The organism is Aquabacterium sp. CECT 9606 (assembly GCF_918741295.1).
Classification (GTDB): Bacteria; Pseudomonadota; Gammaproteobacteria; order Burkholderiales; family Burkholderiaceae_C; genus Aquabacterium.
On record NZ_CAKKNB010000001.1, the window covers coordinates 1,600,741 to 1,613,069 of the forward strand.

At 64.5% G+C, this 12,329-nt stretch carries 9 protein-coding genes and 1 pseudogene; 5 read left to right on the plus strand and 5 right to left on the minus strand.

Features of this window, described 5'->3' with window-relative positions:
- Position 1 precedes the first annotated feature (1 nt).
- The 5 genes and pseudogenes from LQ232_RS07575 to LQ232_RS07595 all read right to left on the minus strand — a co-directional run bounded on the left by LQ232_RS07575 (position 2) and on the right by LQ232_RS07595 (position 4,906).
- Positions 2–1,804, minus strand: coding sequence for a DUF1800 family protein (locus LQ232_RS07575; protein WP_230179648.1), 1,803 nt, complete (start codon positions 1,802–1,804; stop codon positions 2–4).
- Positions 1,805–1,884: 80 nt separating this feature from the next.
- A complete protein-coding gene (locus tag LQ232_RS07580) occupies positions 1,885–2,946 on the minus strand; it encodes an AI-2E family transporter (protein ID WP_230179649.1) in 1,062 nt (353 codons plus the stop codon).
- Positions 2,947–3,006: 60 nt separating this feature from the next.
- Positions 3,007–3,435 carry a VOC family protein gene (locus tag LQ232_RS07585; RefSeq protein ID WP_230179650.1) on the minus strand — a complete coding sequence of 143 codons (429 nt, stop codon included), beginning with the start codon at positions 3,433–3,435 and terminating at the stop codon, positions 3,007–3,009.
- Between the two features lie 30 nt (positions 3,436–3,465).
- Positions 3,466–3,838, minus strand: a pseudogene (locus LQ232_RS07590) (YciI family protein).
- A 66-nt stretch (positions 3,839–3,904) separates the two neighbouring features.
- Positions 3,905–4,906, minus strand: a complete 1,002-nt coding sequence (locus tag LQ232_RS07595; RefSeq protein ID WP_230179651.1) for an AraC family transcriptional regulator — start codon at positions 4,904–4,906, stop codon at positions 3,905–3,907.
- Between the two features lie 102 nt (positions 4,907–5,008).
- On the opposite strand from LQ232_RS07595, the gene LQ232_RS07600 reads away from it, so the two are divergent.
- From LQ232_RS07600 to LQ232_RS07620, 5 genes are all read left to right on the plus strand, one after another.
- Positions 5,009–5,869, plus strand: coding sequence for a sterol desaturase family protein (locus LQ232_RS07600; RefSeq protein ID WP_230179652.1), 861 nt, complete (start codon positions 5,009–5,011; stop codon positions 5,867–5,869).
- Positions 5,870–5,893: 24 nt separating this feature from the next.
- Positions 5,894–6,262: a DUF2946 family protein gene (locus LQ232_RS07605; RefSeq protein ID WP_230179653.1), complete on the plus strand. Its 369-nt coding sequence runs from the start codon at positions 5,894–5,896 to the stop codon at positions 6,260–6,262.
- A gap of 147 nt (positions 6,263–6,409) precedes the next feature.
- A complete protein-coding gene (locus LQ232_RS07610) occupies positions 6,410–7,609 on the plus strand; it encodes a TolC family protein (RefSeq protein WP_230179654.1) in 1,200 nt (399 codons plus the stop codon).
- A gap of 3 nt (positions 7,610–7,612) precedes the next feature.
- Positions 7,613–9,100, plus strand: coding sequence for an efflux RND transporter periplasmic adaptor subunit (locus tag LQ232_RS07615; RefSeq protein WP_230179655.1), 1,488 nt, complete (start codon positions 7,613–7,615; stop codon positions 9,098–9,100).
- Between the two features lie 10 nt (positions 9,101–9,110).
- Complete coding sequence (locus LQ232_RS07620; protein WP_230179759.1) at positions 9,111–12,248, plus strand: efflux RND transporter permease subunit; 3,138 nt, start codon at positions 9,111–9,113, stop codon at positions 12,246–12,248.
- Positions 12,249–12,329 lie beyond the last annotated feature (81 nt).

Sequence of the window (12,329 nt, forward strand, 5' to 3'; positions counted from 1 at the left end):
CTCAGCGCTGAACCAGGAAATCCGGGCTGCACAAGATCAGGTAGACGGCGATCAGAACGCGTGCGCGGCGGCCCGTGACAAAGTGCGAGCCGGTCGGTGTGTCCACGGGGTGGATGGCCGCGTCCAACTGGGTGATCGACTCGACGGCGCTGAGGATCATGGTGATGTTCTCGGGCAAGAGGGCACCACCGGTCAAGGCGGTGTTGAGCCAGGCCACGAGTTCCACGGGCGTCGCGGCCAGGTCATCCCAGTTCATGAGCGACCTAGGCAGCCTGATGCGATCGTAGTTGGGCTCGACCTGGTCGGCGCCAAACCCGATCACCGTTTGCATGAAATTGGCGTAGGCGATCACCGTGGCATCGTCGGTGATCTGGAACTCGGGGGCGACCATGCCCTGGCATGTCAACTCGCTGTTGGGCGGCACGTAGCCAGGCCGGTAGAAGTTGAAGACCGAAGGCGCGCGCAAGGGGCTTTGGCCCAGGGCGGTCGTGGTGGCCAGGTTGGGCACCAACCATTTGCCATCGGTGGATTGCACATCGAACAACCTGGCCCAATGAACCAGGCGCAAAACCGGTTCGCGCAGCTTGCCGTGGTAGACGAGGCCGGCAGTGCTGGTCAGCGGCGGCCGCGCCTCCGGGTCCAGAACGATGGCCCGGATCACGGCCTTGATGTCACCGCGCACACCCAGGCCGTTGTTGGCAAAAATGCCGGAGACCCGCGCGATGTACGCCGGGCTGGGGTTGCTGGTCACCAGTTGCTGGATCAGGCGCCGGCTGATGAAGGGCGGCACATTGGGGTGCTGAAAGATGACATCCAGCGCCGCGTCCAGCGCTTGCTCACCATTCTTGTCGGCACCAATCGTGGCACCCAGGAAAGATTTGCTGCCTTCTGAAAAATCGGCTGAGTTGTGAATCATGGGGCGGGCCAGGTGGTCTGGCACCGCTTCGCTGAAGCGGTCGAAATCCCACCCGGTGAACACCGAGGCGAGGCCGCTGATGTCCTCGTTGCTGTAGTTGGGAACGGGCTTGCCCGAGCTGTTCAGCACCTCGCTGCCATCGGGGCGCAACTGGTTGAGCCCGATGGTGAACAGCTGCAGGATTTCACGCGCGTAGTTTTCGTCGGGTTGGCGCTGGGTGACTGCGTCGGCCTTGCGGCTGCCACGCATGTTCAGGTACACACCCATGGCGGTCGACAGCGTGATGGCTTTGAGCAGGGTTCTGAAATTGCCCAGGCCCTGGGCTTCAAGGATGTCCCAATAGGCCATGGCGGCGAACTGGCCCCAAGGCGTGGCCATGTTGCTGGACGACACCACGAAGATCTGTGACCAGGCCAATGCCATGCGCTGGCGCACCACATCGGGCCGCCCCAACAGGCGCGACCACAAGGCGTTGTCGACGCCACGGTCGGTGCCAAAGTTGCCTTCGCCAGCGAAGCCCTTCTCCTTGGCCCAATCAAAAACCGTGGGGCCCGGCAACGGGTCGTTCAATCGCGCGTTCAGCCAGATGGTGTAGTTGCGATCGGTTTCGACAATTTGCTTGACGTCAGGGATGGTGGCGCCGAGGCCGATTTGCGCCAGGAAGCGCGAAGCCATCTCATAAGTGGGAGCGGGCAACGGGCCCGCGGGGTTGACCGGTGTGGCTGCTGCCTGCGCCGGCTGGGCCGCGCACTGGGGTGTCAGCCCCTGCGCATTGTTCTTCGGATCGTTGGGTTTTTTGCCGCCACCGCCACAGGCGGTGGTCAGGGCGGCCACGCCGACTGCCGACACCCACGCGGCGCCCTTGTTGCTTGTCTCTTCCCTGCTCATTGATTCGCTCACCTTGCGCCAGAACAACGGCGCGGTTGGCGCGACTTTAGCGGGGATGTTTCAGCGCCTCAAGAACCTATTCAGGGGGTTTCCCGCACAGCACCAGGCTCGGTGGTCGTCCATTCATTGGCCAGCCGATAGCCCACGGCCAAAAAGGTTGGGCCCAGGAAGGCGCCAATCACCCCAAAGGCCAGCACCCCGCCCAGCACGCCGAGGAACACGATGGCGAAGGGCAGGCGAGAGCCTCGGCTGATGATCAGCGGTTTGATGACGTTGTCCACGGCGCTGACCAGGAAGAAGCCCCAAGCGGCCACGAAGGCCGCCCAACCAGGTTCACCTTGCTGGAAAAGCCAGATGGCCGCCCCGCCCCACACCAAGGGCGGCCCGACGGGGATCACCGACAAGAAGAAGGTGGCCCCGCCCAGCAGCACGGCACCCGGCACGCCCGCGATGGCAAAGCCGATGGCGGCGAGGACACCCTGCGCCAGCGCCGTGCCCAACACGCCATAGATCACGCCAGTGACCGTGCCACGGGCGATGCCCAGCAAGTAGGTGGCGCGCTCGCCGGCCAGGTGCGCCAAGGCGATGTGCAGGCGGGCAGCCAGTAGCTCGCCATGCAGGAAAAAGAAAAAGGCCAGGAACACCGACAGCGCGATGTCCAACACCCCTTTGCCCACCACGCGCCCGGCCGTCAAGGCCATGGTCTGGGCGGGCTGGGCCAGCTTGCCAAGCTCTTCCATCAGACGCTGCCCGTCGTGCGCGAACTGCTGCCAGTAGGCTTCCAGGGAATGGCCGACCAAAGGCAGGTTGGCCAGCCAGGAGGGCGCATCGGGCAGGCCATTCTTGAGCAGCGATGTGGCCGCGACGCCCAGCTCGGCCACGTTGTCGGCCATGGCCAGTGCCACGGCAACGACGGGCACCAACAGGACCACGGTCACCAAAAGGGTCATCAAGCTGGCGGCCAAGGTGCGCCGCTGCCCGACCAGGCGATCCAGACGAAGGAACACGGTCCAGCTGGTGGACGCCAGGATCGCGGCCCAGACCAGCGAGGTCAGGAAGGGCCACAACACCAACAGGCACCCACTGCCGAGCAGCGTCAACGCCAGGGTGGCGAGGACTCGGTCTGAACGGGGGCTTTGCATGGCGGGCACAAGGTGGTGAACAAGGCCCCGAGCTTACTTGACCCCTGCCGGAAGAGCGGGCTAGAACGTCACTTTCACCGATGGCGCGCTGCGGTTCGCCTTGCCATGAAAAACCGCCTCGATGTTGTTGCCGTCCGGGTCCAGCACAAATGCCGCGTAGTAGCCTGGGTGGTAAGGGCGTTCACCGGGGGCGCCGTTGTCCTGGCCGCCGTTCGCCAGCGCTGCCTGGTAAAACGCCTTGACCATGGCTTCGTCCTGCGCTTGAAACGCCAGGTGGTGGCGCCCGGTCAAGTGCCCCTGAGCGGCGGGGTTGTCGGCGGTGGACACGAACAACTCGTCCGCCCAGAAGAAGCCTTCGCCAGTGCCGCCCATCGGGATCTTCAGGACCTTGAACACCGCCGTGTAAAACGACTGGCTGGCCGCCAGGTCGCGCACAACCAATTGGATGTGGTCAATCAAGCGGCCACGGTGAAGTTCTTGGGTTTCCATGGTGCCCTCCTGTCAAGGAATGTGGGGGGGTCATTTTCTACCTTCAATCTCGGCCCGCAAGCGCTCTTCCTGGGCCTGCAATTCAGGTGTGAACTCAGCACCGAAATCGGCCGCCTCGAACAGTGGCCGAATCTCGATCTCGGAATCGCCGTCCATCGGGTTGGGGCACCGCTTGACCCAGCTCTTTCGTCTCGGCGAAAGGCCCGTCCGTCACGCTTCGCTGGCTGCCGGAAAACTGCACCCGCTTGCCCCGGGCACTCGGGTGCAGCCCTTCGCCCGCCAGCAGCAAGCCGGCCTTGACGAGCTCTTCATTGAAGTTGCCCATGGCCGCCATCAACTCCGTGCGGGGCATTTCACCTGCCTCTGATTGGCTTGTCGCCTTCACCATCACCATGACACGCATCGCTGTTCTCCTTGGGTGGGATTGGAGGGCCGCAATCGACAGGGCGTGACAGATTGTGCGCATCCGTCACCGGCCCTGTTTGCCCCGATGGGCCCTGAAGGCCCTTGGCGTCAGCCCGGTCCAGCGCTTGAAAGACCGGGTGAAAGCGCTTTGTTCGCTGTAGCCCAACAGCAAGGCGATCTCTGCCAGCGACAAGCCGTGGTCCTGAAGGTAGCCGCACGCCAGTTGCTCGCGTGTGCGGTCCAGCATTTGTTGCCACGAGAGCCCGCTGGCGGCCAGGCGCCTTTGCAAGGTGCGCGTGGATTGATGCAGGCTGGCCGCTACCTTGTCCACCGAGATCTGGCCCTCAGGCAGCAGGCGTGCGAGCAGTTGTTGCACGGATTGGTCGAACGCGTTGGGCTCGGGCAGCGCGTCCATCAGGGCTTGGGCTTGCAGCTCCAGCAAATCCTTGAGCATCGGGTCTCGCTTGCTCAGCGGCAGGCCGAGCAAAGGCAGAGGGATGCTGACCAGCGTGCGCGGCTGATCGAAGCGCACGGGGCAGCGAAAGAACTGCTCGCAAGCCGCCTGCCGATCAAAGCTGGCCGTGTGCATGAAGTGCACCTGGGTGGGCGAGACCTGCTCGTCGACCTGTTGCCGCATGAACGAGACAAGCGCGGCAATGGCCACCTCATCGGCCAGGGCACCCCCGCCCCCTGGCGGCCAGCTCAAACTCACGTCCATGCCGGTGGGGTGCACTTGGGCAATGCCTGCGCCATAAAACAGGCGCTCGTAGCGTTGGTAGGCCGCCATGGCATCGCCCAAGGTGTCACAGGCCATGACCAGGTAGCCCAGGGCGCCCACGTGCCGGGCGGCCACGCCTGCGCCAATGTCCAGGCCCAACGCAGGGCGCTCAGGGCGCAGTGCGGTCGCTTCATCCAGCATGCCGGCCCACGCCACCATGGGCACGGCGTCGTTCACCGCGTGGGCGTTCACGGCGGCGCGCAGGCGGCGGGCGTCAAGCGACTCGCGGTCCAGCCAGTCGGTGAGCAGGCGTGTCCAGGCGCCGGTGACGCGGATCAGGAAAGACATTGACTTGGCATGGATGGTTAAAACATTGGCATGCATTGTCGATGCATTGCAGGGCGGCGTCTCTAAATTCCAGCCATTGACGACATGATTTGGAGATGGCTGGTGACCGACTTTTTGCACGCCTTGTATTTCATCCTGATCGCCGGCTCGGTGTTCATTGGACTGGTGCTGCTGGAGCGGCGCCATCTCGTCCATCAGCAAAAGCCAGATGCCTACAACACGCAAGAAACGCTGGCGAATTTCTCGACCGGTGTTTTGTACAAGGTGACGGACGGCGTCTTCATCGCGCTGGTGGTGACCGTGTTCTACGACTGGGTGCGGCAGTGGGGCCTGAATTGGCGCTCATCTTCGGTGGCGCTGGATTTCGCGCTGCTGTTCGTGCTGACGGATTTGGTCTTTTACTGGGCTCACCGTTTCATGCACCGGGTGCGCTATGGCTGGGCGGCGCATTCGGTGCACCACAGCTCCGAGCGCTACAACTTGTCGACGGCCTTGCGGCAAACGCCCATGTTCGACCTGTCGGGGGTGGTGTTGCTCAGCACCATCCCGCAGGCACTGATTGGCTTTGACAAGAATCTGGCTGTGCTGGCCTTGGAGGTGAACCTGTTCTACCAATTCTTCATCCACACCGAGGTGGTTCGCCGCTTGCCCGCCTGGTTTGAATACGTGTTCAACACGCCATCGCACCACCGCGTTCACCATGGCCGCAACCCGCGCCAGATCGACACCAATTTCGGCGGCACGCTCATCATCTGGGATCGGCTGTTCGGCACCTTCGTGGACGAGCGGGAGGCGGGCGAGATCCGCTATGGCGTGAGTGCCCGGGCACCGCGTTCGCTCAACCCGCTGCGCCTGGTGTTTGGCGAGTTCGTGTCGATGTGGGTTGATGTGTGGCGGCACAAGGATCTGCGCATTGTGTGGAAGCATCCCGATTGGGTGAACGAGCGCTACCCCCAGGCCTGAACACCCTGCCATATACTGGCCGTCATGCGCCGATGGATCGCCATTTTCCTGCTGGTATTGCTGCCGCTCCAGGCCGTCTGGGCGGTCATGGAGCCGTATTGCCTGCACGAAAGCAGCCAAGGCCACACCCACCACGTGGGTCATCACGAGCACCAGCACCATGCTGATGCAAGCATTGATCACCCAGACGACGGCGGGCAAGCAGACAGCCCGGCGTCGGCCATGGCCGACCACGATCACCATTGCTGTTCGGCCTTGTCTTTGCTGACCACCGCTGCGCAGCAGTTGCCTGGGCCCATGCCCCGGGCTGAACTGGTGGCCTCGCCCTTGGCGGGCTATGCTTCCTTCGATGCCACGCGCATCGAGCGCCCCAACTGGACCACCTCGCCCTGAGTCGGCGAGACAGGTTCCTTGGATCAACGCACCCTGATGTGATCCTGGCCATGTGAGGCCGGGTGCCATCCACCTGTTCGCCGAATGTCCCCTGCTTGATGTGCGGAGAATTCGATGCGACGGTTTCATCTTTGCTGGGCGGCCCGCATGGCCCTGCTCAGTCCTTTCTTGTGCCAAATGGCCTGGGCCCAAAGCCTGAGCCTGGACACCGCCTTGGCCACGGCGCTGGCACAGCACCCCGATTTGCGCGCCACGGTGCTGGAGCGCGAGGCCGCCCAAGGTGCCACGCAGCAAGCCGGTGCCTGGCTGAACCCCGAGCTGTCCACGTTGGTGGAAGACAACCAGCGGGCCACGCGCACCACCACCATTCAACTGAACCAGCCCATCGAGCTGGGTGGCAAGCGGTCGGCCCGCATCAGCGCGGCGCAGGCGGTGCAAGGCCAGGCGGACCTGGATGTGGTTTCGCGGCGAGCCCAGATCAGGTCGCAAGTGATGGCGGCGTTTCATGCCGCCGCCGTGGCGCAAGAGCGCGTGCGGCTGTCCGATGAATTGGGGCGCTTGTCCACCCAGGCACGCGAGGCGGCTTCCAAGCGGGTGATGGCGGGCAAGGTGTCGCCGGTCGAAGAGCTGAAGGCGCAAGTGGCCGAAGCCCAGGCGCTGTCGGCATCCACCGTGGCTCTAAACGATTGGCAGGGGGCCGTGGCTCAGCTGCGCCTGGCCCTGGGCGATCCAAGTGCCAGGTTTGACCGGGTGGAGACCGACCTTCAACGCTTGCCGGCTTTGGGTCACTGGGCGCCCTTGGCGCAACGGCTGGAAGCCTCGCCAACCATCGCGCGGGCGCAGCAGGAGATCGCGCGTCGGCAAGCCCTGAGCGACCTGGAGCGGGCGCGCCGTGTGCCAGACCTGACCGTGTCGCTCGGTGCCAAGCGCGATGCGCAATTGGGCCGCGATCAGCCCATCGTGGGCCTGAGCCTGGTGCTGCCGCTGTTCGACCGCAACCAGGGCGCCATCCTGGAAGCCAGCCGCCGCGAAGACAAGGCCAGGGCCGAACTCGAGTCCGTGCGCGCCAGCGTTGAAGCGCAGGCCAACCAGGCCTGGTCGCAATTGACCTCGGCCCTGGCGCAGGCCCACGCACTGCGCGACAAGGTGCTGCCGGCCGCAAGGCAGGCCTTTGCCTCCAGCACCAAAGGGTACGAGCTGGGCAAGTTCGGTTTCCTGGATGTGCTCGATGCCCAGCGCACCCTTTTTGAGGCGGAGGCCCTGGCGCTGAACGCCGCCGCTCAGGCTTACCAGGCCGACGCCCGCTTGCTTGAGCTGCTGGGTGAGCCCAACCCGATGAAGGACTGATCCATGAGCAAACTCACACAAGCCAAGTCAAGCTGGGCCATCGCGGTGGTCATCGCCGTGGGTGCCTTGCTGGGCTGGGCGGTCCTACAAAAGGACAAGCACCAGGCCGGCGATGAACACGGCCATGCCGAACACGCCGAGGCCACGCCGCCCAAAGGCCCGCACGGAGGCCGCCTGTTCAAGGCTGGTATGCATGCCCTGGAAGTCACCATTTTTGAGCGTGGTGTGCCCCCCGAGTTCCGCCTCTACCCCTATCAAAACGGCAAGCCGATGGCCCCTGACCAGGCCACGGTGAAGCTGACACTGGAACGCCTGGGGCGCGCACCCCAAGTCATCCAGTTCAAGCCCCAGGGCGATTACCTGCTGGGCGATGCCGAGGTGGTTGAACCCCATTCCTTCAAGGTCTCGATCGAGGCAGTGCAGGGCGGTGTGACCCACCGCTTCGCCTACGAACAGGAGGAAGCCCGCGTCACCATGAGTGATGCCCAATTGCAGCAGGCCGGGGTGGCCCTGGCCGTGGCTGGCCCTGCGCGAATCCAGAGCCAATTGAGCTTGCTGGGCGAGGTTCGCTACAACGGCGACCGCACGGTGCAAGTGGTGCCCCGCCTGGCGGGCCTGGTGGAGGCCGTGTCGGTGAGCGCGGGTGACCAGGTGCGCAAGGGCCAGGTGCTGGCCGTGTTGTCCAGCCCTTCCTTGGCCGATCAACGTGCTGAAGGCGTGGCGGCGCAAAAGCGGCTGGCCCTGGCCCGCACCACGCATGAGCGTGAGAAAAAGCTTTGGCAAGACAAGATTTCGGCCGAGCAAGATTACCTGCAGGCGCGCGCGGCCTGGCAAGAGGCCGAGTTGGCCGAGCAGAACATCCGCCAAAAGCTGGCCCACCTGGGTATCGCGGCCACCAGCCATGGCAACCTCACGCGGTTTGAGTTGCGCTCACCGATTGGCGGCATCGTCACCGACAAGCGCATCACGGTGGGCCAGTCGCTGGGCGAGAGCGAGCACGTGTTCACCGTGTCCGACCTGTCATCGGTGTGGGTGGAAGCCCCCGTGGCCACCAAGGATCTGGGCACCATCCGCGCGGGCTTGCTGGTGAAGGTCAAGGCCTCCGCCTTCGAGGCTCAGGCCGCAGGCACGATCACCTATGTCAGCGCGCTGGTGGGTGAGCACACCCGAAGCGCGACGGCGCGGGTGGTGCTGCCCAACCCGAAAGGGTTGTGGCGACCAGGCTTGCCCGTGCATGTGGAGGTCACCTCAGGCGAGGCCGAAGTGCCGGTGGCCGTGCAACTGGATGCCATCCAGACCGTGCGTGACTGGCAGGTGGTCTTCGGCCGCCATGGCCCGCACCTGGAGGCGCGTCCATTGGAGCTGGGCCGCAGCGATGGCCGCATGGTCGAAGTGATCAGTGGCTTGAGCGCGGGTGAGCGCTATGCCAGCACGAACAGCTTTGTGATCAAGGCTGAATTGGGCAAGGCGGGGGCCAGCCATGACCACTGAAACCCTCACCCTGTTTGAGCGCACCTTGCGCTTGGCGATCGCCCATCGCTGGCTGGTGTTGCTGGCCACACTGGCCATGGCGGCCATCGGCGTCTTCAGCTACCAAAAGCTGCCCATCGATGCCGTGCCCGACATCACCAACGTGCAGGTGCAGGTCAACACCGAGGCGCCCGGCTATTCCCCGCTGGAGGCAGAGCAACGCGTGACCGTCCCCATCGAGACGACGATGGCGGGCCTGCCCGGCTTGCAAGAGGTTCGTTCGCTGTCGCGCTATGGCCTGTCGCAGGTGACCATTGTGTTCAAGGATGGCACCGACATCTACTTTGCCCGCCAGCTGGTCAACGAGCGCATCCAGGATGCGCGCGGCCAACTGCCCGCTGGCCTGAGCCCTTCGATGGGGCCGATCGCCACAGGCTTGGGCGAGATCTACATGTGGACGGTGGAGGCCAAGCCAGGCGCCCTCAAGGGCAACGGCGAACCCTACACCCCCATGGACCTGCGAGAGATCCAGGACTGGATCGTCAAGCCTCAGATGCGCCATGTGCCCGGCGTCACCGAGATCAACACCATTGGTGGCCAGGCCAAGGCTTTCCATGTTGCGCCTGACCCGGCCAAGATGGCGGCGCACGGCCTGGAACTGCAAGACCTGGTCACGGCCCTGGAGCGTAACAACGCCAATGTGGGCGCGGGCTACATCGAGCGGCGGGGCGAGCAATACCTGATCCGCGCACCCGCGCAACTGGCGGGGCTGGCCGACATCGGGGCCATCGTGGTCAAGCAGGCGCAAGGCGTCAGCCTGCGCCTGCGCGATGTGGCCGAGGTCACCTTGGGGCAAGGGCTGCGCACGGGCGCGGCCACCGAGAACGGGCAGGAGGTGGTGCTGGGCACCGTCTTCATGCTGGTGGGCGAGAACAGCCGCGCCGTGTCGCGCGCGGTGGATGCCCGCCTTCAGCAGGTCAACAAGTCGCTGCCTGCCGGGGTGATCGCCAAGACGGTGTACGACCGCACGCTGCTGGTGGACAAGGCCATGGCCACCGTCAAGCGCAACCTGCTTGAAGGTGCGGTGCTGGTCATCGTGATCCTGTTCGCCTTCCTGGGCAACATCCGGGCGGCCTTGATCACCGCCATGGTGATCCCGCTGGCCATGCTGTTCACCTTCACAGGCATGGTCACCCAGCAGGTCAGCGCCAACCTCATGAGTTTGGGTGCGCTGGATTTCGGCATCATCATCGATGGCGCCGTGGTGATCGTGGAGGGCTGCGTGCGGCGCCTGGCGCATGCACAAGCGCAGTTGGGCCGGCCCCTGACGCGGGCCGAGCGCTTTCACGAAGTGTTCGCGGCCGCGCAAGAGTCGCGGCGGCCGTTGCTGTTCGGGCAGCTCATCATCATGGTGGTCTACCTGCCCATCTTTGCCCTGACCGGTGTGGAGGGCAAGATGTTCCACCCCATGGCCTTCACGGTGGTGGCGGCCTTGCTGGGCGCCATGATCTTGTCGATGACTTTTGTGCCGGCCGCGGTGGCCTTGCTGTTGACCGGCCCCGTCAGGGAAAAAGAGAACCGCCTGATGGGTTGGGCCAAGCGGGCCTACGAGCCGCTGCTGGACAAGGCCATGTCGCGCCAGCCGCTGGTGTTCGCCATCACGGCGGTGTCCGTGGCCTTGGCTGCCTTGATGGCCACGCGCATGGGCAGCGAGTTCATCCCCAGCCTGGACGAACACGACATCGCCTTGCACGCGTTGCGCATCCCGGGCACCAGCCTGAGCCAGGCCATCGAGATGCAGGGGCAACTGGAACGTACCATCAAAGCCTTCCCCGAGGTGGACAACGTTTTCGCCAAAATGGGCACGGCCGAGATCGCCACCGATCCCATGCCCCCGAGCGTGGCCGATACCTTCGTGATGCTCAAGCCGCGCGATCAGTGGCCCAACCCGAAGCGGCCCAAGCAAGACCTGATCGAGGCCTTGCAAGCGGCGGTGATGAAGGTGCCGGGCAACAACTACGAATTCACGCAACCGATCCAGATGCGCTTCAACGAACTGATCTCTGGCGTGCGCAGCGATTTGGCCGTCAAGGTGTTTGGCGATGACATGGGCACGCTCAACGACACCGCCGAGCAGATCGCCAACGTGCTTGAAGCCGTGCCCGGCGCCCAGGATGTGAAGGTGGAGCAAACCACCGGTTTACCCATGCTGACGGTGCACATCGACCGGGAAAAAGCCGCGCGGCTGGGCCTGAATGTTGGCGACATCCAGGACACCTTGGCCACGGCCATGGGGGGGCGCGAAGCCGGCGCGGTGTTTGAAGGCGACCGGCGCTTCGACATCTTGGTTCGTTTGCCTGAAAGCCTGCGCAGCGACCTGGACGCCTTGGGGCAGTTGCCCCTTCGCTTGCCTCCCAACGCAAGCGGTGAGCCAGCAGGCTTTGCGCGCCTGGCCGACGTGGCCACGATGGACTTCACACCCGGCCCCAACCAGATCAGCCGCGAAGAGGGCAAGCGCCGCGTGGTGGTCACCGCCAATGTGCGTGGCCGGGATATCGGCAGTTTTGTGGGTGACGCCCAGGCCAGGATCGACGCCGCCGTGAAAGTTCCGGCTGGTTACTGGGCCACTTGGGGTGGCACCTTCGAGCAACTGCAATCGGCCTCAGACCGCCTGGCCATCGTGGTGCCGGTGGCTTTGCTGCTGGTGTTCTTGCTGCTGTTCGCCATGTTCGGAAACCTCAAGGATGGCTTGCTGGTGTTCACGGGCGTGCCCTTTGCCCTGACTGGTGGCGTGGTCGCGCTGTGGCTGCGCGATATCCCGTTGTCCATCTCGGCGGGCGTGGGGTTCATCGCGCTGTCGGGCGTGGCGGTGCTCAATGGCTTGGTGATGATCGCCTGCATCCGCGGCTTGCGTGAAGGCGGCATGGCTTTGGCGCCCGCCATCCGCGAAGGCGCCTTGACGCGGCTGCGGCCGGTGCTCATGACGGCCTTGGTGGCCAGCCTGGGTTTCGTGCCCATGGCGGTGGCGATTGGCACGGGGGCCGAAGTGCAGCGGCCGCTGGCCACGGTCGTGATTGGGGGGATCCTGTCGTCGACGGTGTTGACGTTGCTGGTGTTGCCGCTGTTGTACCGGTGGGCGCATCGCAGGAATGGGGGCGGGCTCGCTTAAAGATGGAACATATGGTATAAATCTGCCTGCGCCGTTGTGGCAACGCCTTTTCAGAGGCGGTACCCCTGCCCAGCTGGCCGC

Excerpts from the sequence above, each read along its gene's own strand:
- LQ232_RS07595 (WP_230179651.1), bottom strand. The coding sequence starts at position 4,906 with ATGTCTTTCCTGATCCGCGTCACCGGCGCCTGGACACGCCTGCTCACC.
- LQ232_RS07605 (WP_230179653.1), top strand. The coding sequence starts at position 5,894 with ATGCGCCGATGGATCGCCATTTTCCTGCTGGTATTGCTGCCGCTCCAG.
- LQ232_RS07580 (WP_230179649.1), bottom strand. The coding sequence starts at position 2,946 with ATGCAAAGCCCCCGTTCAGACCGAGTCCTCGCCACCCTGGCGTTGACG.
- LQ232_RS07575 (WP_230179648.1), bottom strand. The coding sequence starts at position 1,804 with ATGAGCAGGGAAGAGACAAGCAACAAGGGCGCCGCGTGGGTGTCGGCA.
- LQ232_RS07585 (WP_230179650.1), bottom strand. The coding sequence starts at position 3,435 with ATGGAAACCCAAGAACTTCACCGTGGCCGCTTGATTGACCACATCCAA.
- LQ232_RS07615 (WP_230179655.1), top strand. The coding sequence starts at position 7,613 with ATGAGCAAACTCACACAAGCCAAGTCAAGCTGGGCCATCGCGGTGGTC.
- LQ232_RS07610 (WP_230179654.1), top strand. The coding sequence starts at position 6,410 with ATGGCCCTGCTCAGTCCTTTCTTGTGCCAAATGGCCTGGGCCCAAAGC.